The organism is Pseudomonas sp. stari2 (assembly GCF_040760005.1).
In the GTDB taxonomy this organism is placed as follows: Bacteria; Pseudomonadota; Gammaproteobacteria; order Pseudomonadales; family Pseudomonadaceae; genus Aquipseudomonas.
Map to the genome: position 1 here is coordinate 1,519,833 of NZ_CP099760.1, position 26,429 is coordinate 1,546,261.

The window sequence follows — 26,429 nt, forward strand, 5'->3', positions numbered from 1 at the left end:
CTGCGGGCGTTCCTGCCCGCAGGGATCTTCAAGAACACCCAAGGAATTCATTCATGTCGTGGATGCCACCCAAGCATGACCTGTTGTCGCCGATCACCGGTGACGACGGCTCGCAGATCGAATCGATCCAGCTCAAGCCCCTGTTCTACGCCGCCCAGAAAGAAGCGCTGGAGCGCGCCGGTGATGACGAAGACGATCAGTTCTTCGAACTGGCGCTGCTGGCCACCGGGTTGTCGGTCAAGGAACTCGACCAGCTCAAGCGTCCGGACTACGTGAGCATTGCGCAGTACGTGCACGAGATGTCGACCCGTCCGGCGTCGTACTTTCTCGACCAGGTCGAAGACGCGGAAAAGTCCGACGACCCCGACCTGGTGCAACTGCTGCAACCACTCGCCGTCACCGGCCGCACCGTGACCTCGCTGAGCCTGGAAATGCCGGCGCTGCGAGCCACCAAAGTGATGAAGAAACTGAAAACGGCCAAGGAACGTGCCGAGTTCATCACCGCCCATTGTACCGGCCTGATGATCCCCGATCTGGCTCTGATGACCGTGCCGGACTGGACGCAATTGCAGGTGCGCATCGACGATTTTTTAAACCAGCCGGCGGCCTTCTTTCAGAACGCGACATCGAAGTAATCCTCGATATCGTGCCGCTCATTTACCCGGTAAGTGAGGCGGAAATTCTGGAGTGGGACGCCGAAAAGGCGTTGCGCCGCTACGACATAGCGATCACTCGCCTTGGCGTGAAAAAGGAGTAGAGCGGCATGGCAGACACATCGTTTTCGCTGATGTACGCCGCGCAAGACGGAGGCGCGGGTTCCGGTTTTTCGGCAGGGGGATCGGCCACGGACAGCCTGATCAAACCACTGTCCGAACTGAAAGAGGCGCTGCTCACGGCCAGTCTGGACATCCGCAGTCTGGTGCGTGAACAGATCAAGCTCGGCGCCGTTGTCCTGGGCCTGAACACAGCTCTGGCATCGTTCAAGGTGCCCGTTGTAACCGCCGCGCCGGCGGCAGGCGGCGAGAGCAAGTCTAAGCTCAAGGCCGAGATTGAACAGCGCTCGCCTCCGGCCTACCTGCAATCGGACATGGCCCTGAAAACCACCATGGCCCAGCTCAGGCAGGTTCAAGGCCTGAGTGGCGACCTCGACACGTTGTCGAAAGGCAACCTCAAACTGGCCTCCGACAAACGGGTTGCCGGCAGTGGGGCGACGGTCGTGGATCTGGTGCAGGTCGAAGTCGCGGCTGGCAGATCCGGAATTGGCGCGGGTCTCAAGGGCGCCGACAAGGAACAAGCGCTGCTGGACTTTGCCCAGGATGCAGCGGTCAACGCGTCGGCGTTCGGCATCAGCCTGAAGTCGGCCGGTGAGATGCTGTCGGCCTGGCAAGTCTCGATGAAACTGGATCGCACTCAAGGTCAGTTGCTGGCCGATGCAACTCAGCATCTGGGCAACAGCGGACTGAATGCGACGGCCGCCGATATCGGCTTGGTGGTGCAGCAATCCGGCGAGTCGGCCGTTGCAGCGGGGATCCTGCCCGAGCAGTTGGCAGCGCTGTCAGCCGCGTTGCTCAACGCTGACGTCGACAAGGCCGGTGCCGGGGCAGCGGTGAAAAGCATCAGCGCTGCCCTGGGCAAAGGCAGCCAGGGCTCGGCGGCCGAGCAGTCGGCGTGGAAGGCGTTGGGGCTTGATCCCGGCAAGCTGACTGAAAACGTCCCGGACAACCTTGTCAAAGCGCTGGCGGCATTGAAGCAACAACCGGCAGAACAGCAAACGGCACTGATCAAGACACTTTTCAGTGGTGACGACGGTGTACGCAAACTGCTGGCGAAGCCCGAAGACCTGCAAAAAGCGTTTTCGCTGGTCGCTCCGGCCAAACTGGAAGGAACGTCGACGCTTGTGTCCTCGCAAGCGACCCAGAGCAGCCTCGCATCGCCCTACAAAGGTGAGGGTGGCGTGCGCCAATGGATGGGAAAACCCGGCGAGGCACAGACGCCGCTTTCATTGCTCAAGCCCAATGATCCACTGACACCGGCTTACAGCGGCGCGATTGAACGCAGCGCCGAGCCTGCAGGTAAAGACCCACAGCGAAGCTGGAACGCGTTCGATGCCAGTCTCAATCGTCTGATCACGGCCTTGGCGCCGGATGCGACCGGCACGCTGGACTCGCTGACGAATATGACCAACGGCGTGGCCGATATGGCTGAAGCCTATCCAAAAACCTCGACGGCGCTAGCCGTTGCGGGCGCTGGATTGTCGGCCATCGTGGTGGCGGTGATGGCCAAGGCATTCGGCAATTTCACCGACAAACTGCTCAAGGGCGTGGCCTCAAAATTGCCGTTTGGTCTTGGCGGTTTGATTGCCGATATTGAAGACCCGAAAGCAAAAAAAACGTCTGCCGGAAATGGCGTGGGCCATGATTGTTGCTGCTGCCAACCACTGGGCGGCGGGACGGGCGGCAAGCTCAAGCCTCGCCGGGCAAGCATCACGCCTCGAGTCGGACGTGGAGCAGTCGGTGGGGTGCCCCCCCGGGCACCACGGATCATTGCACCGTCGGCACCGCTTGCGCCGCCGACACGATCCGTTGGCACGTACTGGCCGGGAACCATGACGGCATTTGCAGGCTCATCAGCTGTCAGCTCTGCACCGGCCGCTCCACTGTCCGGTTCTTACGCCAGGGCAGGCAGACTGCTTGCCAGACGGGCACCACCGCTGCGGTTACTCAGCGCCGGATACGAAATGGTCACCGGCGTCATGAAGGGCGATAAACGTGCCGTCGTGTCGTCCGGTGCATCGTTAGCCGGGTCGTCTGCCGGAGCCGCTGTCGGTGCTGCACTGGGCACGTTGATTCTGCCGGGTTTGGGCACCATGGTCGGCGGGTGGCTGGGGAGCATGGCGGGCGGGGTCATCGGTGAATCCCTGGGCGAAAAGCTAGGGACACAGGTCGATCGTCTCGGCTCTCCTGCACAGGTCAGCAAGGACCTGATCGCGACTTCGGCGACCTCCACGATCTCCGCGGCACCTGCCGCCACTGCCGCCAGCCAGCCTGTCACGCTCAATTCCACCATCAACATCAATGGTCAGGATCAGGGCAGTGCCCAGGCACTGGCCAATCTGGTGGTGCAAACAACGATGAGTCAGTTGGGCCAGATCATGCCGACCAACCCTCTCGCCACACGCCGTGACGCAGCCCTGACCGATGGAGTCGTGACATGAAACAACAAATGGCACTGGGCAGTTTCATCTTCGGCCTGTCCCGGGATTTTGCGTACAGCACGCTGGCGCGAAAGTCCGATGGCGGCTGGACCGAGCTGCAGATCCTCAACAGCAAGCCCAAAGCCCATCAGATAGGGCAGAAGCCCGAAACCCTGACCATCGGCGGCACCTCGATGTATGCCGTGGCGATGGACCGGCTCGATGAGCTGCGGGCGCTGCAAGCGTTGAGAGCGCCGCTGCCGTTGATTGACGGCATTGGCCGCAACTGGGGTTTGTGGCGGATCACCAGCATCGACGAAAACCAGAGCGAGGTCATCGATGACGGCACCGCGATGGTGGTCAAGTGGGTGATCGTATTGACGGAGTTCAACAATGCGTAAGGTACGAAGCGTGGCCGGCGATTCGGTGAATCTGTTGCTGTACCGCGAAACCGGTCGCAGCGATGACAGCGCCGAGGAAGCCCTGTGGACACTCAACCCGACCCTGGCCGAGCACGGCCCGATTCTGTCGGCTGGTGTCTGGGTGACACTCCCGGAACTCGATAGCAGACCCGCCGCGATCAAACCGGTTCTGGCCTGGGATTAAGGAGGCTGCATGGCACAGGGATTTACGCCGGCGATCGAAATCTACGGCGCCAACAAGGACCTGCTGAACCAGCGCCTGATCAGTTGGGAGCACATCGATGCCGCCGGGATGGAGTCCGATCAACTGACGCTGGTGCTCGACCTGGAAGGCCTTGAAGGCTTGCCGACCCTGGGCGGCATCATCGGCCTGCGGGTGGGGTATCTGGAGACCGGGCTGGTCGAAAAGGGCCAGTTCCGGGTGACTCGATTGACACCGACGCTGTTCCCGCTGCGCCTGACGCTGGTCGCGACAGCCGCGCCTTTCAGCGGCAAGGACGAAACCGGATTCAAGGAACGGCGCACGGCCAGTCATGGCCCCACGACGCTTGGCGGGCTGTTTCGCAAACTGGTCGAGCCGCACGGTTTCTCGCCGCGCGTCGATCCCGAACTGGCGCTGATCAGGATTGCCCATGTCGACCAGTCGAATGAAACCGACATGGGCTTCATCACGCGACTGGCGAAGAAGTACGACGCGGTGGCCAAACCGTTCAACGACCTCTACGTACTGGCGAAACCGGCGCAGCTCAAAAACCTGTCGGGTCAGGTGATACCGGACGTGAGGCTGTCGGTGACCCACAACAATCGGCCGGGCGATCACGCCTTCATCAGCGCCACGCTGGAGGAGACCGCCCGCACCCAGAATCAGGGTTGCAAAGTCTGCTGTTGGGACGCCAACGCCGGCAAACAGGTGGAGGTGAAAACCGGCTCGGCACCCTACAAGGTCGTTCGTCAGAAACAGGCCAGTGTGGAAGAAGCCAAAGCCATCGGCGAAGCCGAAGTGCGCAAGATGCTGCGCGAGAAATACAAGCTGAAGATCACCTGCCCGGGTGATCCGCTGCTGGTCGCCGAGGGCTTGTTGGTGCTCGATGACACCTGGCCGGACTTCATGCGCGGTCGCTGGTCGATTGAAAAAATCACCGCCAGTGGCAAGCGCGAAGAAAGCTATCGCTGCCTGATCGAAGCGACCGGCCGGGATCCCGAGGCAAAAGCCAAGGACTGATCCATCCGGCCTCACCGCCACACACCTCTGTGGTCACTCACAAAACCTGGAACGCTCCCCATGAAGATCTCCCCGATCCTCACGCAGCTGCGTGCGCAATGCCCAAGCCTTGCCGGCCATATCGCGACAGGTGTCGACCTGGCGCTGCTGCAAGGCAACCCGAATTTGCCGACCCCGTCGGCTCATGTTTTACCCCTGGCCGACCTGGCCAGCGCCAGCACCGCACAGAACTCCGCCAGCCAGCCGATCCGCGACCGCTTCGAAATCATCCTGGTGCTCGACGCCACGGACGCCACAAAAGCGCTGGATCTGTTGCACGACCTGCGCGCCGAACTGTGGCGGGCGCTGGTGGGTTTCAAGCCCGGTTCGGACTACAGCGCCATCGTTTATGACGGCGGCGAAACGGTCTCGATCGACAGCAGCCGCGCTTTCTACCGGCTGCGTTTTTTTGCCGAGTTCCAGTTGGGCCGCAATCTGCCAAGTCAGCCTGCGGAGAGTTGGCACGAACGCGAACTGGACGGTTTGTCGTCCTTTACCGGGGTCACCGTGCGGGTCGATGCGATCGATCCGGCCGACCCCAACCTGAAACACCCCGGCCCTGACGGGCGCGTGGAAATGACTTTCTCTGGAGACGTAACCCCATGAGCAACCGCATCACCGTAGTGCCGGCCACCGGCCGTGCCGTGCCGGACCCGGAAGCCGGCGACCTGCTGCCACTGGAAGGCCGTGAAGTGCTGGACAGCGCCTGGTGGCGTCGGCGTCTGGCCGACGGCGATATCACCCTCAAAACCGCAACAGCCAAACAAAAGGGAGCCAAATAATGGCGATCGGATTCAGCAACATTCCTGCGGACATTCGTGTACCGCTGTTCTATGCCGAAATGGACAACTCGGCCGCCAATAGCGCGTCGTCGTCCATGCGCCGCCTGATCGTGGCGCAGGTCAACGACAACATCGCCCCGAGCGAAGTCGGCAAACTGGTGCTGGTCTCCAGCGTGGCGCTGGCCAAGAGCATTGGCGGCCAAGGCTCGATGCTGGCTTCCATGTACGAGACCTTCCGCAAGGCCGACCCGATCGGTGAGATCTGGTGCCTGCCACTGCACAACGCCACTGGCGCCATCGCCAAAGGCGTAGTGACCCTGACCGGCACCGCGACTCAGGCTGGCGTGCTCAACCTGTATGTTGGCGGCGTCCGCGTGCAGGCCACCGTGGTCAACGGTGCCACCGCTGCCCAGGCGGCCACCGCCCTGGCACAGAAAATCAACGCCACCGCCGATTTGCCGGTGAGCGCTGCGGCCGCTGAAGGCGTCGTCACCCTGAACGCCAAATGGACCGGCGAGAGCGGCAACGACATCAGCCTGCAATTCAATCGCCTGGGCAAGAGCAACGGCGAAGAAACCCCGGCCGGCCTGACCACCGCCATCACCGCCATGACCGGCGGCGTCGGTGTACCGGATCAAGTGGCGGCCGTTGCCGCACTGGGCGACGAACCGTTCGAATTCATCGCGCTGCCGTGGTCCGACCTGGCCACCCTCAATACCTGGCAAGCGGTGATGGACGACAGCACCGGTCGCTGGTCGTGGGCCAAGCAACTGTTCGGTCACGTCTACAGTGCCAAGCGCGGCACCGTCGGCACTCTGGTGGCCGCCGGTCAGGCGCGCAACGACCAGCACATGACCATTCAGGCGCTGGAGCCGGGCGTTCCGCAACCGGTGTGGGTACAAGCTGCGGCATTGGCTGCACGCACTGCGGTGTTCATCTCCGCTGACGCTAGCCGTCCGACCCAGAGCGGCAGCCTGCCAGGCGTGGATCCGGCTCCGGCCAGCGAGCGCTTCACCCTGACCGAGCGTCAGTCGCTGCTCAACTACGGCATCGCCACCGCTTACTACGAAGGCGGTTACGTGCGCATCCAGCGCTCGATCACCACCTACCAGAAGAACGCCTACGGCCAGGCTGACAACTCGTATCTGGACAGCGAAACCATGCACCAGTCGGCGTTCATCGTGCGTCGTCTGCAAAGCGTGATCACCAGCAAATACGGTCGCCACAAACTGGCTTCCGACGGCACCCGTTTCGGTGCCGGCCAGCCGATCGTCACCCCGGCGACCATTCGCGGTGAGCTGATCGCCCAATACGCCAAGCTCGAACTGGAAGGCCACGTGGAAAACGCCGAGCTGTTCGCCGAGCACCTGATCGTCGAGCGCGACGTACAGGATCCGAGCCGCGTGAACGTGCTGTTCCCGCCTGATTACATCAACGGTCTGCGCGTGTTCGCACTGCTCAACCAGTTCCGTCTGCAGTACGACGACGTCGCCTGATCGGCCCGTTTGACACTGTGATTTCAGCCCACCTTGCGTGGGCTTTTTATTTGAAGGGAGTAACACCATGGGTCAACTGATTGCAGGCACCTGCTACGTCAAGGTCGACGGTGCACAACTGACTATCAATGGCGGCTGCGAAGCCCCGCTGATGGCCGTCAAACGCGAAACCGTCGTGCCGGGTTTCTACAAGGAAACCGACATCGCGCCATCGTTCAAGGTGACCGCGCTGCACACCGCTGACTTCCCGCTGAAGAAGCTGATCGAAGGCACCGACATCACCGTCACCTGCGAATTCAGCAACGGCAAAGTCTACGTACTGGCCGGTGCCTACCTGGTCGAAGAACCAGTCTCCAAGGGTGATGACGCCACCATCGAACTGAAATTCGAAGGCATCAAGGGGACCTGGCAATGAGCGGCGCCGTGAAGCTTCAAGTTGCGATCGAAGCTCACGGCGAGCCCCTGACCGAACTCGTCCTGCGCCGTCCGACGGTGCAGGAGGTGCGAGCGATCAAGGCGCTGCCGTACAAGATCGACAAAAGCGAAGAGGTCAGCCTCGACATGGACGTGGCGGCCAAGTACATCGCCGTGTGCGCCGGCATACCGCCGTCGTCGGTCAACCAGCTGGACCTGGCTGACCTCAACGCGCTGAGCTGGGCCGTTGCGAGTTTTTTCATGAGTGCGGCGTCGGAGCCATCACCGACCTGATTTCGGTCGCCTATGACCTGGCCTGGTTCTGGAAGGTTGACCCCGAACAGATGATGGCCAGGCCACTGGATGTGCTTCGCGAATCGCTGGAGCACGCGCAACGGATCAATGCGATGCAGCAGGTGCAGTGATGGCTAATACACAATTGAGCCTGATCCCGCAGAACTTCCCCGTCACGGTCAACATGCTCGTGGTGCTCAAGGGCGCCGAGAAAATGGAGGCCGAGATGAAGGGGCTGCGCGGCAAGGTCGCAGCATTCAAGAAAAGCATGGAAGAAAGCGGTCTCGAGCCGCTGGATGTCGCCGGATTCATCTCCGAAGGTGGCCTGCTCAAGCCGTTCCAGGACGGCATCAAGAAAGCCATCGAGGCGCAGGATGCGCTGGCGAAAAAAGCCCGGGCGAACAAGGGGCTGAAAGTCCCCAAGGTTGTCCACGGCGAGACCTCGGCCAACCTCGAGAAATTCAACGAGGCGCTGGACAAGATTTCGCTGAATATCGGTCAGGCGCTGTTGCCGGCCGTCAACGGCATCGTCACGGCGCTGACGCCAGTGATCACTTCGGTTGGTCAGTTCGTTGCGAATAACCCGTACCTCGTCGAGGGACTGGCGGCAGCGGCGGTGGCCTTCACGGTCATGACAGTCGGTGCGATGGGGCTCGTCGCGGTGCTGGGGATCCTGACGTCACCGATTGGCCTGATTGCGGCGGCCATTGCGGCGGCGGTAGCGCTGATCGTGATTGGCGCGCGACTGATTACCGATAACTGGGCGTCCATCAGCGGATTCTTCAGCGAGACCTGGCAGTCGGTCAGCGATGCAACCCATCGCGGTATCGACAAGGTTCAGAAAGGCTGGGACGAGATGGCAACGGACGCGCGGCTGAAATTCGACTCGATGCAAGCCTCGGCCAAACAGAAGTGGGAAGAAATGAAGGCTGACGCCGTTGCCGGTGCCAGTCGTCTTGCAGAGGGCGCATCCGCACGCCTGGATGCATTCGGGGCGAAGATGGGCGAGCTGTGGGATTCCGCTGGCGTGGTCATCAAGGATTACTGGAACGACGCAGTCGCCGGTAGCGTTGCCGGTCTGGAGGCACTGAAGGCCAATCTGTACACCTCGCCGAAGGCGAAACTGGCCGAGGTCTGGGGTGCGACTCAAACGGTGTTCAGCGAATTCTGGGACAGCGCGGCGGCCAAAGCTGCGACTGGCATGGAAGCACTGAAGACCAATCTGTACACATCGCCCAAGGCGAAACTGGGCGAAGTCTGGGATTCCACGCAAACGGTGTTCAGCGGATTCTGGAACCGTGCAGCCACCAGCGCAACCACCGGTTGGGCCACGCTCAAGGCAACATTCGATGGCTCGCTGGCGGAGAGATTTTCCGGCGTGTGGGGTTCGGCTCTGGGGATGTTCACCGGTGTGCTGGACAACATGAAAGCCACCGCTTCAGCCGGGTGGGAGCAACTGAAATCAACGTTTTCATGGTCGCCGTTTGCGCTGATTCAAAGTAACTGGCACCCGCTGGGTGAGGTCTTTTCCGCGCTCTGGGATGTGTTGCGGGCGAGTGCGTTGACGCTGAAAAGCGAGTTCCAGAACCTGTTCAACTTCTCGCCGATGGAATCGGCGATGGCGCAGTGGGATGGTTTGAAGGGTTACTTTTCCGGTTTGTGGGCATCGTTGACCACGGATGCACTAGCGGTCGCGAACGCCTTCGGCACATTGTTCAGTCAATCGCCGATGGAGTCGATCAAGCAAGCCTGGGAGCCGATCCTCGGGTGGTTCAGCGAACTGTGGGCAAAACTGCAAAGTGTCGTCGCACCGATCCGGGAATTGCTCAATGGCAATTTTTCCGGCGTTGTGGCGACGATCACCGGGCAATCCCCGGCGGCCGCTTCCGGTTCGTCAGCAATGGCCAGTCCGTTGCCGCAATCCTCCAGCGCCCTGATCCAGCAAAGCGCCGCCAACAACCGCACGCAACTCGAAGGTGGCCTGACGGTTCGCTTCGAAAATGCACCGGCGGGGCTGCGCACCGATCAACCGCAAACCAATCAACCGGGGCTGGCGCTCAGTTCGCGCATCGGCTATCGCTCGCTGTCCATGGGAGGTTCCAATGAACTGGCGTGATCGTTTGTTGCCGGCATCCTTTCGCGGTGTCGGCTTCTGGATCGACCAGGCGAAAACCCCGGTCGGTCGCAAGGGGCAGTTGCATGAGTATCCGCAACGGGACCTGCCGTTTTTCGAGGATCTCGGCCAGCAGGCCAAGACTCACGACCTGACGGCGTTCATCATCGGTGCCGATTGCCTGGAGCAGCGCGACAAGCTGCTCCAGGCCCTGGAGCAGGGCAGCGGCGAACTGGTGCACCCGTGGCTGGGCCGCTTGCAGGTCAAGGTCGGCGAGTGCGACATGACCCACACCCGCCAGGACGGCGGGATGGTGACCTTCACCCTGAAGTTCTACCCGGACCGGCCGCTGCCGTTTCCGACGGCGACGGTCAGCACGCAAAAAGTCCTGCTGATCAAGGCCGACGGTTTGCTCGGCTCGGCGGTGGCACGCTTCGAACAGGCGATGACCCTGATCAAGGCGGCACGGATCGGTATCACCAATCTGCGCAACAGCCTCACCGGCGTCTACGACGTGATCAAGGAACAGCTCAAACCGCTGATCGCGCAATACAAGCAGATCACCGAACTGGTCAGGGCCGTCAAGGAACTGCCCAAGGAAGTGGCAGCGGAGTTCAAGGGCTTGCTCGGCGATATCAAAGAGCTGAAGGAGTTCGCGAAGGAGGGCTACCGTGGCGTGATTGCCGACGTGTCCCAACAACTCGAAGCCATCCGCAAGGCCGACGCACCGAAAATCACCACCGGCAAGGACACCAACGCCGCCGCGCAAGCGATGGCCAACCTGGTGCAGGACACCCTGATCGTCAAAGTGGCGCAATGGGTTGCCTCGATGCCAGTGGCGTCGAAGCCGGTGAAATTGAACTCGACACCTTCGCTGGATCAGCAATCGAAGCAACCGATCACCCGTCAGGAAGTGCCGGTCACCGATGATCTGCAGGCACTGCAAAAAGAGTTGACCGAAGCGCTTTCCCAGGCCCAGGACAAGGCCGACCCCGCGCATTACCAGGCCATCGCCGATGTGAAGGAAGCGCTGATCGCGCACCTCAAGGCAGTGGCTTCGTCCGGTGTGCGCCTGGTCAGCAAAACCTTCCAGGAAACTTTCCCGGCAGTGGTCGTGGCCTACAAGCAGTTTGGCGATGCCACTCGGGTGACCGAGGTCATTCAGCGCAACGGTCTGTCTCATCCGGGGTATTCACCCAACGAAGTGAAAGTCTCCGGGGAGTGAGCCATGAGCGAGACTGACAACCGCGTGACGCTGACCGTCGGCGACATGGAATACGGCGGCTGGAAAAGCGTGCAGATCACCGCGGACCTGGAGCGCCAGTTCCGCACCTTCAAACTCGACATCACCTGGCAATGGCCGGGGCAGACGGTGGATCAGCGGATCAAGGCCGGAGACCCGTGCGAAGTGCGGATCGGCAAGGACCTGGTGCTCACCGGTTATGTGTTCAAGGCCCCGATCAGCTATGACGGGCGGCAGATCAGCCTGAGCATCGAGGGCAGCTCCAAGACTCAGGATCTGGTGGATTGTGCGGCGCGAAACAACCCTGGCCAATGGCAGGATCAGTCACTGTTGAACATCGTCCAGGCTCTGGCCATGGAGTACGCGTTGATGGTGGTCAATGAAATTCCCGAGACTGCACGCCTGAGCAAACACACGATCGTGCCGGGTGAAACGGCGTTTCAGTCGATCGACCGTTTGCTCTCCCTGTACCGGGTGTTTTCCACCGATGACGCCGAAGGCCGGCTGGTACTCGCCAGACCCGGCAGTGGCGGCCGCGCCAGCGATGCACTGGAGCTGGGCAAGAACATTCTCTCGGCCAATGCGCCGATGGATTTCAGCCAGGTGTTTTCCGAATACCGGGTGATCGGCCAGCAGAAGGGCAACGACAAGAAAAGCGGGGCGGCGTCCAGCGAAGTGGAATCGACGGCGGCCGACCTGAGCTTCAAACGCCGACGTACCACGATCATCAACGAAGGCTCGCAACTGACGTTCGAACTGGCCCAGCAACGGGCCCAATGGGAGAGCGCGACGCGCATGGGCCGTGCGCTGACCACTACCTATCAGGTACAGGGCTGGCGTCAGTCCAACGGTGATCTGTGGCGTCACAACACTTTGGTGCGGGTCAAGGATCCGGTGCTTGGCTTCGATGAAGACATGCTGATTTCCAAGGTGACGTATTCGCTGTCGGCGCAAGGTTCGGTGACCACCCTGCAAGTGGCGCCGCCGCATACCTTCGACGCGAACCCGACGCCCCCGAAAAAGACCTGAGCCCGACACCGTCCTCCAAGGAAAACCCTATGAGCCTACTGACACGCCTGCTGGCGCGCGGCACTGTCGTGCTCGCCAGTTCGACCTCCAAGTTGCAATCGCTGCAAATGCGCCTCACCGCCGGTGAAGTGAACGACGACATGGAGCACTTCGAACCCTACGGTTTCACCAGCCATCCGCTGGCCGGCGCCGAGGGTGTCGTCACGTTCCTCGGCGGCGACCGTTCCCACGCCATCGCGCTGGTGGTCGCTGACCGCCGTTATCGCCTGCAATCGCTGGCGGCCGGCGAAGTGGCGATCTACACCGACGAAGGCGACAAGATTCACTTCAAGCGCGGGCGGATCATCGACATCGAAACCTCCACCCTCAACATTCGCGCCAGCACCGCCGTGAACTTCGACACACCGCTGATCAACCAGACCGGCAAGATCGTTTCCCAAGGTGATCAGGTGGCCGCTGGCGTCAGCCAGATCAAGCACGTACATGGCGGCGTGCAGGGCGGCAGCGGCCAGACCGGTGTGCCGGCGGGAGGTCAGTGATGCTCTTCAGTCAGAACCTTCACGCCGCGCTGACCCGTGCGGTGCTGATCAGCCTGTTCACCTGGCGCCGTGCGGCCGACGACGATGCCCTCGACGACGAGGAGCGTTACGGCTGGTGGGGCGACACCTTTCCAACCGTGGCCGATGACCGCATCGGCTCGCGGCTGTGGCTGCTGCGCCGGGTCAAGCTGACCCGGCAGACCCAGATGGACGCCGAGTTCTATGCCCGCGAAGCCCTGCAATGGCTGATCGACGACGGGCATTGCAGCGCCATCGACATCATCAGCGAACGCCTCGACGCCCAGCGCCTGAACCTGCGTACGGTCCTGACCCTGGCCGACGGCGAACGCCTGGACATCAACCCCGATAACAGTTGGCAGGTGATCTATGCCGTTTGAAACCCCTTCGCTGCCGGTGCTGATCAAGCGCACCCAAAGCGACCTGGCCGGCGATTCGCTGCGCCAGTCCGATGCGCAAGTCCTGGCCCGCACCGTCGGTGGTGCCGCTTACGGTCTGTATGGCTACCTTGACTGGATTGCCGAGCAGATCCTGCCCGACACCGCCGACGAATCGACTCTGGAACGCATCGCCGCGCTGCGCCTTAACCAGCCGCGCAAACCGGCGCAAGTCGCCACCGGCAGCGTCAGTTTTACTGCCACTGCGGGTGCGGTTCTGGACGTCGATACGCTGCTGCAATCGAGCGATGGCCGTACCTACAAAGTCACCACCGCGCGCACCACCGTCAATGGCAGTAACACCACCACCATCGCGGCGCTGGAGGCCGGCAGCCTCGGCAACGCCGACGCCGGACTGGCGCTGACCCCGGTGCAACCGGTTGCCGGCGTGGTCGGCAACAGTTTCGTGGTGCTGGCGCCGGGCCTGAGCGGCGGCGTGGCGCGGGAGAGTCTGGAGTCGCTGCGTTCGCGGGTGATCCGTTCCTATCGCGTCATCCCCCATGGCGGTTCAGCCAGCGACTATGAAACCTGGGCGCTGGAAGTGCCGGGTGTTACTCGCGCCTGGTGCCGGGGCGGTCTGCTCGGGCCGGGCACCGTGACGGTGTTCATCATGCGTGATGAAGATCCGCAACCGGTGCCCAACGACGAGCAACTGGCGGAAGTCCAGAACTACATCGAACCGCTGCGACCGGTGACGGCGGAAGTGCATGTGCAGCGACCGATTCAAGTGCCGGTGGTGTACCGCTTCAAGAGCGTCAACCCGGACACCACCGCCGTGCGCGCCGCCGTTGAAGCGCAGCTGCGCGACCTGCACAACCGTGAAGCCGATTTGGGTGTGCCGTTGCTGATCAGCCATATCCGCGAAGCCATCAGCAGCGCCGGCGGTGAGTACGATCACACCTTGACCGCGCCGACCGCTGACGTGCCTGCCGGTCAAAGCGAACTGCTCACCTTCGGAGGTTGCGTATGGGGGGCATAAGATCCGCCGCGCAATATCAGGCGCAGCTTCGCGCACTGCTGCCCAGCGGCCCGGCGTGGGACCCGGAGCGGGTGCCGGAACTTGATGAAGTGCTGCAGGGCGTCGCCGTCGAACTGGCGCGCCTCGACGCCCGCGCCGCCGACCTGCTCAACGAGATGGACCCGGCCGGCGTCAGCGAACTGGTGCCGGACTGGGAACAGGTGATGAACCTGCCCGACCCGTGCCTCGGCGCCACACCGCTGTTTGACGACCGTCGCCTCGCCGTGCGCCGCCGCTTGCTCGCGGTCGGCAGCCAGGCCGTCGGCTATTACCTGGAAATCGCCAAAAGCCAGGGTTATCCCAACGCCACCATCACCGAACTCGAAGCCCCGCGAATGGGCCGCTCGCGCTTCGGTGCGGCGCATTGGGGCACCTGGGAAGCGCAGTTCATGTGGACGCTGAACACCGGCGGCCGCTTGCTGCTCGGCCGGCGTTTCGGCGCGAGTTACTGGGGCGAGCGCTTCGGCGTGAATCCGGGCTCGGCGCTCGAGTGCCTGATTCATCGGGCGGCGCCGGCGCATACCAAGGTGCATATCAACTATGACTAGGAAGGAGTGACGGGATGGATTACCCGAGAAGTGTGCCCAGCTCCGGGCTGGTGGACGGACGTTTTGTCGATGAAAACCCGTTGACCGGAACGCCGGGTTCGCTGATTCCCGCAACCTGGGGAAACGGCGTGACCGAGGAATTGCTGAACGTGATCCGCGCGGCGGGGCTGGTGCCCTCGGAAAGTGAGTCGGACCAACTGCTCAAGTCGCTCAAGAGTGTTCTGTCACAGGATGCGCTGCCGTTCGCCGCGCTGGCGTTTCCAACCGTGGCCACGGCCGACGGACGTATTGCGGTCAGTGCCGCGAGCGCTTCCGCTGGCGGCACCGTGTCGGTGCCGGGCGGTGTGCTGGTCAGCCTCTGCGAGGAAGTCAGCGCCGGCATGACAGCCCGGCCGCGCGGGTTGCTCACCTCCGCGTGGGCTTCGCCCGTGCTGGATATCAACAGCACCTATTTTCTGCGGATGCAGGTACGCAACGGCGCGCTGGTCTGTTACACGCAAAAAGGCCTCGATACCGATGTGATCCCTGCGGCGATGAAAGCGGGAACCGGCAGCAGTGGCGGTGGTTTCGACTCCACCTGCATCGACATGTTGGTGGCCAGAGTGGTGACCGCCGGTGCCGGGACTTTACCCAAGCTCACGCTGCTGGCGAACAAGGCCCGGTTGGAGGCGATCGGTGTCTGGTCCGGTGCCAATGGCAACTACTCAGTTGCCTTGAACTGGGCACGCAAACCTCGTGCGTACATGGCTGGGATCAGCGATTTTGATGACAACGTCAAAACTGACTATGGCGTGATCAGTGAGGAAATCGGGGTCAACTTCGGCGGTGTCCAGATCATGCCTGAGGGAGGCTTCACTGATCGTTACACGGCGCGTGTGGCGATCACTGCGTGGTCACAGAACCTGACCACTTCGGGCCGGATAAACGCTCGCGTCAGATGGGAGGTTTGAGGATGAAGGCCATTATCGAAAATGGAGAGGTGACGGCGCTGGTGACGGGCGATGTCGATTGCGGCATTGCGGTGCCGGTCGGCCTCCCGGTTTCCACAGGCTGGCTGTACGACAACGAGCGTTTCAGCGCGCCGCCGCAGGTGGATGCCGCATCGGACGTGCAAGCCGAGGCACAGCGTCAATGGCGCACGAAAGAACTCACGGGCACTGACTGGCTGGTGACCCGTCATCGCGACGAACTGGATGTCGGGGCGCAACCCTCGCTGAGCAGCAAGCAATTCTCGAAACTGCAGGCTTATCGCCAGGCCCTGCGCGATCTTCCTGCCAGCAGCGCAACCCTGGACGACTCGGCGCGCCCTCAGCCACCGAAGTGGCTTGCACGACTGTCTTGATGAGCAATGCAGGCCAGGAACAATCATGAGTTCACCTCATATCTGACGCCTGCCCTCCGCAGGCGTTTTTTTTGGGGGGGGGGCGCAATCCAAAGTCCCGTCGCCGGACTATCAGTTTCTAACTCAAGGATACAAACAGTGGACTATCCAAAAAGTGTCCCCAGCATAGGCCTGGTCGATGGCCGCTTCGTCGATGAAAACCCGGTGGCGGGAACGCCGGGCTCGCTGATTCCGGCGGTGTGGGGCAACAGTGTCACCGAAGAGTTGCTGGGGGTGATCAAAGCGGCCGGCATGACGCCGGCCGAAGGCATCAACGATCAGTTGCTCTCGGCTTTCAAGAAGCTTCTTAGCCTGGCCAGTCCCATGACCTCGCGGGTGACGGAGGTGTCTGCCTCGAAAGCGTTGATCGCCGATGAGCTTGGGCTCGTGCTGATCAGCGCCAATACGGCTGATACCACCATTACCTTGCCGGCAGTGAGTACGCTGGCGGGAGTACGGGATGTGATCGTCCGTCGTACCGACAACAGTGCCAACCGATTGGTGGTTCAGGCCGCCGGTAACGACCGCATAAGGTTTCACACGCATTTGTCCGCCAGCGGTTATCCGTTTCTGGTGCTGGTGGGCGCGGGTGACTGGTGGCATCTGCGCAGTGATGGTTCGGGTAACTGGTGGCCGGTTGGGCGCTTCGATGCGACGCCTTTGGGGCGGATTGTGTTCGAAAGCTCGACCACCTTGAACCCCGGCGGTTATGGCGCCTTGAACGGTCGGGAATTCCTGCGCGCCGAATGGCCCTGGTTGTGGGATCACGCCGTTCAATCCGGAATGCTGCGTGCAGAAGCCAGTCGTGCTGGCGGCTGGAGCAGTGGTGACGGCATCAAGACATTCCGCGGGCCGGAGGTTCGGGGCGAATTCATCCGGGTGCTTGATGAACAACGCAACATCGATACCGGGCGAGTGGCCGGCTCTTGGCAAAGCGGCACCAACATAACCGGTGATAACGGATACGCTCCGGCCATTCATGGGATCGGCGACATTTCGACGATCGGAGTTGATCCGACAACGTTCGGGGGGCTGGTCTACTACAGCACTGCCGCGGTTGCGGAGCCTCTATCGAGTGGCTTCTGGGGGATGACCCGTCCCAGAAACGTTGCGTACCCCGGTCGATTGAAACTTATTTGAGGTGCATATGGCTTATTACTATGTGAATGAAAGAACGCAGGAATTGAACGGCCCGGTCGAGTTGCCGGTCATCCCGGGCATGGGTGTCGTTCTTCCGGGCAACGCTATCGAGTTGCCCGAGGTTTTGCCACCGGCCGAGTCGGGTCATGTCTGGGTGTGGCGTGACGGAGCGGCGTTGCAACTGATCGATTTGCGCAACCGACCGGTCTATCGCAAAGACAACGGCAACTTTTTCTACTGGAACGAACTGGGCCCGTTGCCCGAGTACCTGACGCTCAAACCGCGTCCGAGCGAATTTTACGTCTGGGGCACCGATGACTGGGTCCTGGATGTCGCGGCGGAGCGCGCGGGTAAAGTCGCCGAGGCTGACGTCGAGCGTGACAATCGCCTGCGTGAAGTGGTCATTCGTGTCGCACCGCTGCAATACGCCTATGAGTTGGGCGAAGCTTCCAACGAACAGTTGACCGCTCTGCAGGCGTGGAAACGCTACACCGTCAAGCTGGCCCAGATTGAGTTGCAAACGGATTATCCGTTGACGATCGACTGGCCTGTAGCGCCGGCCAAAGTGGTTGTTTCGCCTGCTGCCTGACTGAACCTACCCCCTTATCAATCTCACAGGCGGACGATTGCTGCCGGCATCCGGCTGCCTGTAGAACCTCGGAAGTGCAGACGTGGACTATCCAAAAAGCATCCCCGGCGTCGGCCTGGTCGACGGTGGTTTTATCGATGAAAACCCCGTTGCCGGCACGCCCGGGTCGTTGATCCCCGCCGCCTGGGGCAACAGTGTCACGCAAGAAATTCTCAACGCCATCAAGGCGGCCGGGCTGACGCCGGACGAGAGCAAGACCAATCAGCTGGCCACGGCCATCGGTGCGCTGGTCGACTTCACCAAACTGAAGAACACCCCGACCACCCTGGCCGGTTACGGCATCACCGATGCGGTCGGTCGACTGCTGGCGGTCCGACAGATCGAGACGGTCGGGATCACGGTTTACAAGCCAAACCCGAGAGCCAGACGGATTCGTGTGCGGTTGGTGGGCGCAGGTGGTTCGGGGGGCGGATGTGAACCTGTTCCGGCGGGTACCCAAATCCTCGGCGGTGGTGGCGGGTCCGGCGCGTATGCGGAAAGCCTGTATGACGTCACCGCACAAATGCTCGCCGGCGTACCGGTTTCGTTGGGCGCCGGGGGCGCCGTCAGCAACACCACGGGCCTTGCGGGCGGCGGAGCGTCCTTTGGTAGCTACATGAGTGTTTCGGGCGGCGGTGGCGGGCAGAAACTGGGGATCGTGGTCACAGGCACTTCGTCAGGATTCATTCAGGGCGGGGTAGGTGGGTTGCTGACTGGGGGCAATCTCTGCAGCGCTCGCGGTATCACCGGAGGTTTTGGAATGAGCAATGCCAATTGGGGATTGCTGTCGGGTTGCGGAGCTCCGAGTCCGTTCGACGGCGGTGGCCCTTTCAGCGGGTCAAACACCGTTGGTAATGCGGGTGTTCGAGGTTCGGGTGGCAGTGGCTCCTGCTCGGTTCATGCTACTGCGTCAATCGTAAGTGGCGCCGGCGGCAATGCCTTCTGTGAAATCTGGGAGTACGAGTGATGGCCCGTTATGCACGTATTGAAAACGGTGTCGCGGTCGAAGTGATCGACACCGGTGACTACGCGATCGAGCAACTGTTTGCGCCGGCTTTTGTCGCTGCGATGGTGCAAGTGCCCGATGGCGTGAACGTCGAAATCGGCGCGTCGATGGATGAGATAGCTCCCGCTATCGAGCCTGTGTACGAACCGCAAAGTCCCGTTGTCGACAAGCCCCCCATGGTCGAGGACAACGAGCCTCTGGCAGTAGAGCGCACCTGGCGTCAGTCGGCTCTCGCAGCCACCGAATGGCGGGTCACCCGCCATCGCGATGAGCAGGAGCTGGGGCGTGGGACAACGCTCAAGGCCCAGCACTACCTGGAGCTGCTCGAGTACCGTCAGGCATTGCGCGACTGGCCCGATTCCGGCGCATTCCCGTCATCCGTTTCTCGGCCATCAGCGCCGCAGTGGCTGGCCGGCCCGATTGGCTGATGCCATCACGCAATCCATGTTTTCAGATAAGGAGATAAGCCTTGGACTATCCCAATAGTGTTCCCAGCGCAGGTCTGGTGAACGGACAGTTTGTCGATGAAGACCCGCTCAAAGGCTCGCCGGGTTCATTGATCCCGGCGAGCTGGGGCAATGGTGTCACGCAGGAAATTCTTGGTGTTGTGCGTGCGGGCGGCCTGACGCCGAGTGAGGCGTCAAATACTCAATTGTTGGGTGCTCTTCGCGGTTCTCAACTGTTCCAGACCGCTGCGCCATTCGATGTCAGTCGTTCGGCGGCGACGTCCGAGTTTGTTCAGCGAGCACTTGGCAACTATGCCAGCGCGCGCAGTGTGTCTGCGGCCACGCAACTGACGGCTGCGGATTTCGGATGTTCAATCGGCCTGGGTGGCAATTCGTCATACACCGTGACCCTGCCGGACATCCTCAGTGTGCCCAACGGCGCGACGATCGGCTTTCACTGTCGCAGCAACGCAGCGATCACCATTGCCTGCATGGGCAGTACGCAGATAAGCCCGCAAGGCGCTTATCTGAGTTCGATTGTGATGAACAGTGGCGAGAGTGCCAACGTTGTCAAAGAGAACGGTATCTGGACTGTTTACGGCACGGCCAGTCTGAAATATGCCGCGCTGTTTTCCGGCTGGTCTGGTAACCCTGGATACCAGAAACACGCCAGTGGAAACATTGATCAATGGGGATTCGGTACTACCGATGCCAATGGTGAAATGTGGGTCAGTTTCCCGATTTCCTTCCCGAATGCGTTTTTCTCGTGTGTCGCCACTCATGTTGGCGGTGACGGCGCCATGGTCATTGTTATCGGCGGCTCGGCCACCAAACAAGGCGTTCGCTTGAAAGTACGCAACGCGCTCAACCAGGTCACGGCTGGCTGGACCGTATTTTATTTTGCCAAGGGCTATTAAATGAACGATTTCAACGTTTTATTCAGTGCACGTACCCGAGGGGTTTATGTGCCGGGAATCAATTCGTCGGACATTCCGGACGACGTCATCGAAATTCCCAAGGCCTACTGGATTTCATTGCTCCATCAACTGGCGGTCACTGCGAAAGTCATCGGTGTGGATGCGCAAACCGGTTATCCGATACTGGTCGATCCGCCGCCTCCTTCGGCAGAACAGGCGGGCGAAACCGAGCGCAATTGGCGAACCGCACAACTGGCAGCCACCGATGGCCTGGTGGCCCGCGACCGCGATGAGCTGGAGGACGGCGGGGGCACCACGCTGACCACCGAGCAATATGCCGAGCTGCAAGCGTTTCGGCGCGCGCTGCGGGACTGGCCACAGGCTTCGTTTTTCCCGTTCAGCGAGCATCGTCCGGTGGCGCCGCGCTGGTTGGCAACGGCACTTTGAGTCCTCTGTATTTCACAAGGATGCTGGCGTGGAAAACTCCGGAAAGAAATGGCTGGCAGGCCCTGGTCTCCAGTCATGATTCAATCGCAGCACATCCAGGGAGGATCAAGCATTATGCAAATCACAGAAAACAACCTCAGCAACATCATGCCCAACGCCCGCTCCCAAGCGGGCGTTTTTGTTTCACCGCTCAACGACGCCATGGCGCGTCATCGCATCGATACGCCCAAGCGCGTCGCTGCGTTTCTCGCTCAGGTCGGCCATGAGTCCGGGCAATTGCGCTACGTGCGCGAACTGGGCGACAACCAGTATCTGAGCAAGTACGACACGGGGACGCTGGCCCTGCGCCTGGGCAATACGCCGGAAGCCGATGGTGACGGGCAGAAGTATCGCGGTCGCGGTCTGATCCAGATCACCGGCCGCACCAACTATCGCCAGTGCAGTCTCGGGCTGTTTGGCGATGAGCGTCTGCTGTCGTTACCCGAATTGCTCGAGCAACCACAGTGGGCGGCGGAGTCCGCCGCGTGGTTCTGGGAGCAGAACGGTTTGAACGAACTGGCGGATCGCGATCAGTTCAACACCATCACCCGTCGAATCAACGGCGGGTTGAACGGCTTGCAGGATCGCCTGGATATCTGGGCGCGGGCGAGGGCGGTGTTATGTCCATCTCCTGGCGTGTAACCGGTGTTGTATTGCTGGTCCTGGGGGCTGCCACGCTGGCCTGGCAATTCCAGGACTGGCGCTACGGCCGCCAACTGGCCGAGCAGGCCCGACAGCATGCCGAAACTCTCAATCAACTAACTCAGGCTGCTGCCACGGCGCAACAGGCCGAGCAGGATAAGCGTATGGCCCTGGAGCAACGGCTCGCGGCCAGTGAACAAACCCATTATCGAGCACTCAGCGATGCCCAACGTGATCAGGATCGCCTGCGCGATCGCCTTGCCACTGCTGATCTGCGCCTGTCAGTCCTCATCGACGCAGGCGACGCTGCCCAAGGCTGCGGTGTGCCAGCCGCCTCCGGCACCGGCGGCGTGGATCATGCAACCGTACGCGCCCGACTTGACCCGGCGCATGCTCAACGAATTGTCGCCATCACCGGTGAAGGCGATCGCGGACTGATTGCCCTGCAGGCCTGTCAGGCCTATATCAGAGCGCTGGCGCCTGCACATTTTGAATGAGTCTGTGTATTGAAAGCGCAACCGGCTCGTGTACGGTGGTACGCATTCCATCCGATCCGGAGCGCGCCGTGAAAGAAATCACCCAACTGGCGGCCGAACTTGGCCGACGCCTGCAATTGCTTAACGCCCACGTCACCACCGCCGAGTCCTGTACCGGTGGCGGGATTGCCGAAGCGATTACCCGGATTCCGGGGAGTTCGGCATGGTTCGAGGCCGGTTATGTGACCTACTCCAACCGACAGAAAACCCAGCAACTGAACGTGCCCGCCGAACTGTTCGGGACGGTGGGCGCTGTCAGTCGCGAGGTGGTCGAGGCGATGGTGCGCGGTGCACAGAAACACAGCCGTGCGCGGTTCGCCGTGGCGGTCAGTGGTATCGCCGGGCCGGACGGCGGCTCGCCGAACAAACCGGTGGGCACGGTGTGGCTGGCCTGGGGCGTGGGGGATGCGGTTTCCAGCGAAGTGCAGCACTTCCCCGGCAATCGCGATGAAGTCCGCCGACAAACGGTGAAGGCCGCGCTAGAGGGGTTGCTGCGACTAGCGGCACGAGAAATCGAAAATCAGGGGTAGGCGATCCGCGAACGCTGTGGAATAATACTGTCTACTTATACAGGTGTTGGCCGTCAGGCCTTATTGATTACGTGAGGACTTTAATGGACGACAACAAGAAGAAAGCCTTGGCTGCGGCCCTGGGTCAGATCGAACGTCAATTCGGCAAGGGTGCCGTAATGCGTATGGGCGATCAGGATCGTCAAGCGATCCCGGCCATTTCCACTGGCTCTCTGGGTCTGGACATCGCGCTCGGCATCGGCGGTCTGCCAAAAGGCCGTATTGTTGAAATCTACGGTCCTGAATCTTCCGGTAAAACCACACTGACGCTGTCCGTGATCGCCCAGGCCCAGAAGGCCGGCGCGACCTGCGCATTCGTCGACGCCGAACACGCCCTCGACCCTGAGTACGCCGGCAAACTGGGCGTCAACGTCGACGACCTGCTGGTGTCCCAGCCGGACACCGGCGAACAGGCCCTGGAAATCACCGACATGCTGGTGCGCTCCAACGCCGTTGACGTGATCATCGTCGACTCCGTGGCGGCACTGGTGCCGAAGGCTGAAATCGAAGGCGAAATGGGTGACATGCACGTGGGCCTGCAAGCCCGCCTGATGTCCCAGGCGCTGCGTAAGATCACCGGTAACATCAAGAACGCCAACTGCCTGGTGATCTTCATCAACCAGATCCGCATGAAGATCGGCGTGATGTTCGGTAGCCCGGAAACCACCACCGGTGGTAACGCGCTGAAGTTCTACGCGTCGGTTCGTCTCGACATCCGCCGTACCGGCGCGGTGAAGGAAGGCGACGAAGTGGTCGGCAGCGAAACCCGTGTCAAGGTTGTGAAAAACAAGGTGGCTTCGCCGTTCCGTCAGGCCGAGTTCCAGATTCTCTACGGCAAGGGTATCTACCTGAACGGCGAGATGATCGACCTGGGCGTGCTGCACGGTTTCGTCGAGAAGTCCGGCGCCTGGTATGCCTACGAAGGCACCAAGATCGGTCAGGGCAAGGCCAACTCGGCCAAGTTCCTGGCAGACAACCCGGAAGTCGCGGCGAAGCTCGAGAAGCAACTGCGTGACAAACTGCTGTCGCCAGCCGTGATCGCTGACTCCAAGGCCTCTGCGGTCACAGAGACCGAAGACGACCTGGCTGACGCTGACATCTGATTGCACCGATGACAACCGCCGTACTCGATACCCTCGTCGCGGTGCGGCGAACCGCAATGGATCTGCTCGCACGTCGCGAGCACGGTCGAGTCGAGCTGACGCGTAAACTGCGCCAGCGCGGCGCTCCACCCGAAATGATCGAAACAGCCCTCGACCGATTGACGGAAGAAGGGCTGCTTTCCGAAGCCCGTTATCTGGAAAGCTTTGTTTCTTATCGCGCCCGCTCAGGTTATGGCCCGTTACGGATTCGTGAAGAACTGAGCCAGCGAGGCCTGCAGCGTGCCGATATCGAACTTGCCTTGCGTGAGAGCGGTATCAACTGGCAAGAGCAGCTGACAGACACGTGGCAACGGAAATTCTCCGGCCAGCTTCCCGCCGACGCCAAGGAGCGAGCCAGACAAGGCCGGTTTCTGGCGTATCGGGGGTTCTCGATGGAGATGATCAACCGCTTGTTCAGCGGCAGAGGGATGGACGATTAACCGATGTGAGCAAAACGAACGGCCCGCTATTTTGATAGCGGGCCGTTTTTTTTTGCCTTCAGATTACCTTTGACGGTTCACGGGAGGGTTGTGTTGTTTGTGGCCTTGACTGGGCCCAGTTTTCCGGCAAGTTGATGAAGTCCACCAGCTCTCGCAGGCGCCCGTGGTCCCGGGCATTGAAAGCAAAGGCCAGTCGCGTCAGATGGCTGAATTGAACTTCGTCGTGTTCTTCGCCGCTGTAGGCGTGTTGATGGAACCCGTCGCTCAGACACAGATCGGCGAAGGCCTTGTGCAGATGAGCGAGTGCCGGATCGCTGAGCCTGTGATTCATGCGTATCACGAATTGCTGTTTGAGCCAGCGACTGGAGTGGAAGTTGCCGTAGAACTGATTGATCTGCTCCACCGCCTCCTCAACGCTGTAGACCAGGCGCATCAACTTCAGGTCGGTTGGCAGGATGTAACGGTTGTCCTCCAGTTGTTGGCGGATGAAGTCCAGCGCTCCTTGCCAGAACGTGCCGCCCGGCGCGTCCAGTAGCACCACCGGCACCAGCGGGCTCTTGCCGGTCTGGATCAGTGTCAGTACTTCCAGTGCTTCGTCCAGGGTGCCGAAGCCGCCGGGGCAGAGCACCAGTGCATCCGCTTCCTTGACGAAGAAAAGCTTGCGCGTGAAGAAAAAGTGGAAGCGCAGCAGGTTTCCCGTGCCGTCCACGGTGGGGTTGGCATGTTGTTCGAAGGGCAGGGTGATGTTGAACCCCAGGCTGTTGTCGCGACCGGCCCCTTCATGGGCAGCGGCCATGATTCCACCGCCGGCACCGGTGATGACCATCATGTTCGAGCGGGCCAGTGAGGCACCAAGTTCCCGGGCGAGGGCATACAGTGGATGCTCTACCGGTGTACGTGCCGAGCCGAACACCGTGACCTTGCGCCGCCCCTTGAACTGTTCGAGCGTTCGAAACGCCTGTTCCAGTTCACGCAGGGTCTGCAGGGTGATCTTGGCGTTCCAGCGGTTGTGATCTTCCTGGGCCATCCGCAGCACGGTCAGGATCATGTCGCGGTAGATGGGTGTGTTCGGACTGTTGGGGGAAACCAGGTTGAGTTGTTCTTCGACCTTGCTGATGAGGTCGTGGCCGCTTTCCTGAAAATGACGGCTGAGCAGGTCATTCGGTTGGTAAGGCATGCAACTTCTCCTTCTGCACAGAGCCTTCGGCCCTGACGTGCGGCGTCAGTGCCGCGCTGCAAGAAAAACAAACGTCCGGCAGCTCCTTTCCTGCCGTTGATAAAATGATCGGGAATACTTTGAATCTAGACCCTCAAAGCATTTCTCGCTCATTGAGCATTGCGCCACAAAGTCTTGCCTGGCAACTGCTTATTGTCATTTTGCGAAGTGCTTTCACCGCTCGTCCGATGGCGCGCCGAGGGCAAAATGCTCTGATTTACTAAGTTAAAGGCGCCGTACGACAACTTTGCGTCAACGACCGTACGCAAGGTGCACGCGATTCAAGGATTTGCGGGTGGCAAGGAGGCGGGACACATGACCAGAGTCATTCTGGAGATCGATACGCAGCTGTATCGAATGTTAAAGGCATCGGCCGAGACCAATCATGTCAGTCTCGAAGAGGAGTGCTGCCGACGTCTTTCGGGAGGGGAGCGCCGCTCGCGCTATCTGCAGGCCTTGCTGGCCGAACTGCGCGCCGAGGATGAACAGCGGCGCGCCACTTCTCGCTAATTACTTTTTCTTCGCCGGGCCCGCTTTCGGGCAATCCGATTCCTGATAACTGGCCGAACCGATCGCCCGGTTGGTCTTCACTTCGCTGAAGTCATAGCGCATGACGGCACCCTTGGCCATCAACTTGCGGTACGACGGGTTGTTGCAGACCGAAGCACCCAGCTGGAAATACACGGCCTTGGGGTCGGCGCGCATCTTCTCGGCATGGCTTGCCTGGACGCTCAGGTGGTTGATCAGCGTGGTGCCTTCAACGGTGTAACCCTGATCGAGGATGTCTTCGTTGATCGCCCGTGGTGTACCGACGCTGCTTTGTGCGGCGACGTTTTGCAGCTCTTTGTTCAGGTTCTGCTCTTTCAGGGACGCAGCCTGTGCGCTGAAGGACAACGCCAGCGCAATGGCCGCGGTAGGAACGATAAGGCGCAGCATGAAACTCTCCTGATTCAGTGACTGGTGGTTCGACCAGCCCCGGGGCTGTGCGTTCAGTGGCGGCGAATTATAGGGGAGCCGGTCGGGAGGGTACAGGCTTGTGCTCGCTGCTCTGATAAACTGCCGGCCTTTATTGC

33 protein-coding genes are annotated in these 26,429 nt (G+C 61.1%); 31 read left to right on the plus strand and 2 right to left on the minus strand.

Annotated features, from left to right (window positions below; translation table 11 throughout):
* Positions 1–53: 53 nt before the first annotated feature.
* From NH234_RS06795 to recX, 30 genes are all read left to right on the plus strand, one after another.
* The gene (locus NH234_RS06795) at positions 54–635 is read left to right on the plus strand and encodes a phage tail assembly protein (RefSeq protein WP_367256069.1); all 582 of its coding nucleotides are present in this window, start codon (positions 54–56) and stop codon (positions 633–635) included.
* A gap of 128 nt (positions 636–763) precedes the next feature.
* Positions 764–3,214 carry a phage tail tape measure protein gene (locus NH234_RS06800; protein WP_367256071.1) on the plus strand — a complete coding sequence of 817 codons (2,451 nt, stop codon included), beginning with the start codon at positions 764–766 and terminating at the stop codon, positions 3,212–3,214.
* Positions 3,211–3,594: a phage tail protein gene (locus tag NH234_RS06805; RefSeq protein ID WP_085729841.1), complete on the plus strand. Its 384-nt coding sequence runs from the start codon at positions 3,211–3,213 to the stop codon at positions 3,592–3,594. Before NH234_RS06800 ends, NH234_RS06805 begins: the two co-directional genes overlap by 4 nt.
* Positions 3,587–3,799, plus strand: coding sequence for a tail protein X (locus NH234_RS06810; protein ID WP_085712874.1), 213 nt, complete (start codon positions 3,587–3,589; stop codon positions 3,797–3,799). Before NH234_RS06805 ends, NH234_RS06810 begins: the two co-directional genes overlap by 8 nt.
* 9 nt (positions 3,800–3,808) lie before the next feature.
* Complete coding sequence (locus tag NH234_RS06815; protein ID WP_085729843.1) at positions 3,809–4,837, plus strand: phage tail protein; 1,029 nt, start codon at positions 3,809–3,811, stop codon at positions 4,835–4,837.
* 60 nt (positions 4,838–4,897) lie between these two features.
* Positions 4,898–5,482 (plus strand): hypothetical protein, encoded by a 585-nt coding sequence (locus NH234_RS06820; RefSeq protein ID WP_085729844.1) that lies wholly within the window; start codon positions 4,898–4,900, stop codon positions 5,480–5,482.
* Positions 5,479–5,658 (plus strand): DUF2635 domain-containing protein, encoded by a 180-nt coding sequence (locus NH234_RS06825; RefSeq protein ID WP_085729845.1) that lies wholly within the window; start codon positions 5,479–5,481, stop codon positions 5,656–5,658. Before NH234_RS06820 ends, NH234_RS06825 begins: the two co-directional genes overlap by 4 nt.
* Positions 5,658–7,154, plus strand: a complete 1,497-nt coding sequence (locus tag NH234_RS06830) for a phage tail sheath subtilisin-like domain-containing protein (RefSeq protein ID WP_367256074.1) — start codon at positions 5,658–5,660, stop codon at positions 7,152–7,154. The genes NH234_RS06825 and NH234_RS06830 overlap by 1 nt, the downstream gene beginning before the upstream one ends.
* A 67-nt stretch (positions 7,155–7,221) precedes the next feature.
* Positions 7,222–7,569, plus strand: a complete 348-nt coding sequence (locus NH234_RS06835) for a phage tail tube protein (protein ID WP_007908779.1) — start codon at positions 7,222–7,224, stop codon at positions 7,567–7,569.
* On the plus strand, positions 7,566–7,862 hold the full coding sequence (locus tag NH234_RS06840) for a phage tail assembly protein (RefSeq protein ID WP_003222226.1): 297 nt from the start codon (positions 7,566–7,568) through the stop codon (positions 7,860–7,862). The genes NH234_RS06835 and NH234_RS06840 overlap by 4 nt, the downstream gene beginning before the upstream one ends.
* 130 nt (positions 7,863–7,992) lie before the next feature.
* Positions 7,993–9,978, plus strand: a complete 1,986-nt coding sequence (locus NH234_RS06845; protein WP_367256076.1) for a hypothetical protein — start codon at positions 7,993–7,995, stop codon at positions 9,976–9,978.
* The gene (locus tag NH234_RS06850; RefSeq protein WP_085729848.1) at positions 9,965–11,200 is read left to right on the plus strand and encodes a DNA circularization protein; all 1,236 of its coding nucleotides are present in this window, start codon (positions 9,965–9,967) and stop codon (positions 11,198–11,200) included. Before NH234_RS06845 ends, NH234_RS06850 begins: the two co-directional genes overlap by 14 nt.
* 3 nt (positions 11,201–11,203) lie before the next feature.
* Positions 11,204–12,247: a phage baseplate assembly protein gene (locus tag NH234_RS06855; protein ID WP_085729849.1), complete on the plus strand. Its 1,044-nt coding sequence runs from the start codon at positions 11,204–11,206 to the stop codon at positions 12,245–12,247.
* A 29-nt stretch (positions 12,248–12,276) separates the two neighbouring features.
* The gene (locus NH234_RS06860; RefSeq protein WP_367256078.1) at positions 12,277–12,786 is read left to right on the plus strand and encodes a phage baseplate assembly protein V; all 510 of its coding nucleotides are present in this window, start codon (positions 12,277–12,279) and stop codon (positions 12,784–12,786) included.
* Positions 12,786–13,184 carry a phage GP46 family protein gene (locus NH234_RS06865; protein WP_085729851.1) on the plus strand — a complete coding sequence of 133 codons (399 nt, stop codon included), beginning with the start codon at positions 12,786–12,788 and terminating at the stop codon, positions 13,182–13,184. Before NH234_RS06860 ends, NH234_RS06865 begins: the two co-directional genes overlap by 1 nt.
* Positions 13,174–14,220, plus strand: coding sequence for a baseplate J/gp47 family protein (locus NH234_RS06870; protein WP_085729852.1), 1,047 nt, complete (start codon positions 13,174–13,176; stop codon positions 14,218–14,220). The genes NH234_RS06865 and NH234_RS06870 overlap by 11 nt, the downstream gene beginning before the upstream one ends.
* Positions 14,208–14,807, plus strand: a complete 600-nt coding sequence (locus NH234_RS06875; protein ID WP_367256080.1) for a YmfQ family protein — start codon at positions 14,208–14,210, stop codon at positions 14,805–14,807. Before NH234_RS06870 ends, NH234_RS06875 begins: the two co-directional genes overlap by 13 nt.
* 14 nt (positions 14,808–14,821) lie before the next feature.
* Positions 14,822–15,757, plus strand: coding sequence for a hypothetical protein (locus tag NH234_RS06880; RefSeq protein ID WP_367256082.1), 936 nt, complete (start codon positions 14,822–14,824; stop codon positions 15,755–15,757).
* 2 nt (positions 15,758–15,759) lie between these two features.
* A complete protein-coding gene (locus NH234_RS06885; protein WP_367256083.1) occupies positions 15,760–16,149 on the plus strand; it encodes a phage tail assembly chaperone in 390 nt (129 codons plus the stop codon).
* 138 nt (positions 16,150–16,287) lie between these two features.
* Positions 16,288–17,328, plus strand: a complete 1,041-nt coding sequence (locus NH234_RS06890) for a phage tail protein (RefSeq protein WP_085729855.1) — start codon at positions 16,288–16,290, stop codon at positions 17,326–17,328.
* A 7-nt stretch (positions 17,329–17,335) separates the two neighbouring features.
* Complete coding sequence (locus NH234_RS06895) at positions 17,336–17,917, plus strand: tail fiber assembly protein (RefSeq protein WP_085729856.1); 582 nt, start codon at positions 17,336–17,338, stop codon at positions 17,915–17,917.
* Positions 17,918–17,999: 82 nt separating this feature from the next.
* Positions 18,000–18,923 carry a hypothetical protein gene (locus NH234_RS06900; RefSeq protein WP_367256085.1) on the plus strand — a complete coding sequence of 308 codons (924 nt, stop codon included), beginning with the start codon at positions 18,000–18,002 and terminating at the stop codon, positions 18,921–18,923.
* Positions 18,923–19,390 carry a phage tail assembly chaperone gene (locus NH234_RS06905; protein ID WP_367256087.1) on the plus strand — a complete coding sequence of 156 codons (468 nt, stop codon included), beginning with the start codon at positions 18,923–18,925 and terminating at the stop codon, positions 19,388–19,390. Before NH234_RS06900 ends, NH234_RS06905 begins: the two co-directional genes overlap by 1 nt.
* Before the next feature lie 41 nt (positions 19,391–19,431).
* Positions 19,432–20,325, plus strand: coding sequence for a phage tail protein (locus NH234_RS06910; protein WP_367256088.1), 894 nt, complete (start codon positions 19,432–19,434; stop codon positions 20,323–20,325).
* A complete protein-coding gene (locus tag NH234_RS06915; RefSeq protein WP_367256090.1) occupies positions 20,326–20,772 on the plus strand; it encodes a hypothetical protein in 447 nt (148 codons plus the stop codon).
* A 114-nt stretch (positions 20,773–20,886) separates the two neighbouring features.
* Entirely contained in the window at positions 20,887–21,453 is a 567-nt protein-coding gene (locus NH234_RS06920) for a glycoside hydrolase family 19 protein (RefSeq protein ID WP_085712895.1), read from the plus strand.
* Positions 21,432–21,950 (plus strand): lysis system i-spanin subunit Rz, encoded by a 519-nt coding sequence (locus NH234_RS06925; RefSeq protein WP_367256092.1) that lies wholly within the window; start codon positions 21,432–21,434, stop codon positions 21,948–21,950. Before NH234_RS06920 ends, NH234_RS06925 begins: the two co-directional genes overlap by 22 nt.
* A gap of 68 nt (positions 21,951–22,018) precedes the next feature.
* Positions 22,019–22,519 (plus strand): CinA family protein, encoded by a 501-nt coding sequence (locus NH234_RS06930; RefSeq protein WP_085729865.1) that lies wholly within the window; start codon positions 22,019–22,021, stop codon positions 22,517–22,519.
* A gap of 83 nt (positions 22,520–22,602) precedes the next feature.
* Positions 22,603–23,661, plus strand: a complete 1,059-nt coding sequence (recA, locus tag NH234_RS06935) for a recombinase RecA (protein ID WP_085712898.1) — start codon at positions 22,603–22,605, stop codon at positions 23,659–23,661.
* A gap of 8 nt (positions 23,662–23,669) precedes the next feature.
* Entirely contained in the window at positions 23,670–24,140 is a 471-nt protein-coding gene (gene recX, locus NH234_RS06940) for a recombination regulator RecX (protein ID WP_085712899.1), read from the plus strand.
* Positions 24,141–24,198: 58 nt separating this feature from the next.
* Here the strand turns inward: recX and NH234_RS06945 are convergent, their stop codons facing one another.
* Positions 24,199–25,317, minus strand: coding sequence for a TIGR00730 family Rossman fold protein (locus NH234_RS06945; RefSeq protein WP_085729866.1), 1,119 nt, complete (start codon positions 25,315–25,317; stop codon positions 24,199–24,201).
* 354 nt (positions 25,318–25,671) lie between these two features.
* Here NH234_RS06945 and NH234_RS06950 point away from each other — a divergent pair, with 354 nt between their 5' ends.
* Positions 25,672–25,866 (plus strand): hypothetical protein, encoded by a 195-nt coding sequence (locus NH234_RS06950; RefSeq protein WP_085729867.1) that lies wholly within the window; start codon positions 25,672–25,674, stop codon positions 25,864–25,866.
* On the opposite strand, the gene NH234_RS06955 is transcribed toward NH234_RS06950, so the two are convergent.
* Positions 25,867–26,292 (minus strand): PA3611 family quorum-sensing-regulated virulence factor, encoded by a 426-nt coding sequence (locus NH234_RS06955; protein ID WP_085712902.1) that lies wholly within the window; start codon positions 26,290–26,292, stop codon positions 25,867–25,869.
* Positions 26,293–26,429: the final 137 nt, after the last annotated feature.

Excerpts from the sequence above, each read along its gene's own strand:
- NH234_RS06905 (WP_367256087.1), top strand. The coding sequence starts at position 18,923 with ATGGCCCGTTATGCACGTATTGAAAACGGTGTCGCGGTCGAAGTGATC.
- NH234_RS06875 (WP_367256080.1), top strand. The coding sequence starts at position 14,208 with ATGGGGGGCATAAGATCCGCCGCGCAATATCAGGCGCAGCTTCGCGCA.
- NH234_RS06955 (WP_085712902.1), bottom strand. The coding sequence starts at position 26,292 with ATGCTGCGCCTTATCGTTCCTACCGCGGCCATTGCGCTGGCGTTGTCC.
- NH234_RS06925 (WP_367256092.1), top strand. The coding sequence starts at position 21,432 with ATGTCCATCTCCTGGCGTGTAACCGGTGTTGTATTGCTGGTCCTGGGG.
- NH234_RS06800 (WP_367256071.1), top strand. The coding sequence starts at position 764 with ATGGCAGACACATCGTTTTCGCTGATGTACGCCGCGCAAGACGGAGGC.
- NH234_RS06915 (WP_367256090.1), top strand. The coding sequence starts at position 20,326 with ATGAACGATTTCAACGTTTTATTCAGTGCACGTACCCGAGGGGTTTAT.
- NH234_RS06840 (WP_003222226.1), top strand. The coding sequence starts at position 7,566 with ATGAGCGGCGCCGTGAAGCTTCAAGTTGCGATCGAAGCTCACGGCGAG.
- recA (WP_085712898.1), top strand. The coding sequence starts at position 22,603 with ATGGACGACAACAAGAAGAAAGCCTTGGCTGCGGCCCTGGGTCAGATC.
- NH234_RS06865 (WP_085729851.1), top strand. The coding sequence starts at position 12,786 with ATGCTCTTCAGTCAGAACCTTCACGCCGCGCTGACCCGTGCGGTGCTG.
- NH234_RS06870 (WP_085729852.1), top strand. The coding sequence starts at position 13,174 with ATGCCGTTTGAAACCCCTTCGCTGCCGGTGCTGATCAAGCGCACCCAA.
- NH234_RS06795 (WP_367256069.1), top strand. The coding sequence starts at position 54 with ATGTCGTGGATGCCACCCAAGCATGACCTGTTGTCGCCGATCACCGGT.
- NH234_RS06820 (WP_085729844.1), top strand. The coding sequence starts at position 4,898 with ATGAAGATCTCCCCGATCCTCACGCAGCTGCGTGCGCAATGCCCAAGC.
- NH234_RS06805 (WP_085729841.1), top strand. The coding sequence starts at position 3,211 with ATGAAACAACAAATGGCACTGGGCAGTTTCATCTTCGGCCTGTCCCGG.
- NH234_RS06860 (WP_367256078.1), top strand. The coding sequence starts at position 12,277 with ATGAGCCTACTGACACGCCTGCTGGCGCGCGGCACTGTCGTGCTCGCC.
- NH234_RS06835 (WP_007908779.1), top strand. The coding sequence starts at position 7,222 with ATGGGTCAACTGATTGCAGGCACCTGCTACGTCAAGGTCGACGGTGCA.
- NH234_RS06825 (WP_085729845.1), top strand. The coding sequence starts at position 5,479 with ATGAGCAACCGCATCACCGTAGTGCCGGCCACCGGCCGTGCCGTGCCG.
- recX (WP_085712899.1), top strand. The coding sequence starts at position 23,670 with ATGACAACCGCCGTACTCGATACCCTCGTCGCGGTGCGGCGAACCGCA.
- NH234_RS06855 (WP_085729849.1), top strand. The coding sequence starts at position 11,204 with ATGAGCGAGACTGACAACCGCGTGACGCTGACCGTCGGCGACATGGAA.
- NH234_RS06920 (WP_085712895.1), top strand. The coding sequence starts at position 20,887 with ATGCAAATCACAGAAAACAACCTCAGCAACATCATGCCCAACGCCCGC.
- NH234_RS06850 (WP_085729848.1), top strand. The coding sequence starts at position 9,965 with ATGAACTGGCGTGATCGTTTGTTGCCGGCATCCTTTCGCGGTGTCGGC.
- NH234_RS06815 (WP_085729843.1), top strand. The coding sequence starts at position 3,809 with ATGGCACAGGGATTTACGCCGGCGATCGAAATCTACGGCGCCAACAAG.
- NH234_RS06880 (WP_367256082.1), top strand. The coding sequence starts at position 14,822 with ATGGATTACCCGAGAAGTGTGCCCAGCTCCGGGCTGGTGGACGGACGT.
- NH234_RS06810 (WP_085712874.1), top strand. The coding sequence starts at position 3,587 with ATGCGTAAGGTACGAAGCGTGGCCGGCGATTCGGTGAATCTGTTGCTG.
- NH234_RS06945 (WP_085729866.1), bottom strand. The coding sequence starts at position 25,317 with ATGCCTTACCAACCGAATGACCTGCTCAGCCGTCATTTTCAGGAAAGC.
- NH234_RS06950 (WP_085729867.1), top strand. The coding sequence starts at position 25,672 with ATGACCAGAGTCATTCTGGAGATCGATACGCAGCTGTATCGAATGTTA.
- NH234_RS06895 (WP_085729856.1), top strand. The coding sequence starts at position 17,336 with ATGGCTTATTACTATGTGAATGAAAGAACGCAGGAATTGAACGGCCCG.
- NH234_RS06845 (WP_367256076.1), top strand. The coding sequence starts at position 7,993 with ATGGCTAATACACAATTGAGCCTGATCCCGCAGAACTTCCCCGTCACG.
- NH234_RS06830 (WP_367256074.1), top strand. The coding sequence starts at position 5,658 with ATGGCGATCGGATTCAGCAACATTCCTGCGGACATTCGTGTACCGCTG.
- NH234_RS06885 (WP_367256083.1), top strand. The coding sequence starts at position 15,760 with ATGAAGGCCATTATCGAAAATGGAGAGGTGACGGCGCTGGTGACGGGC.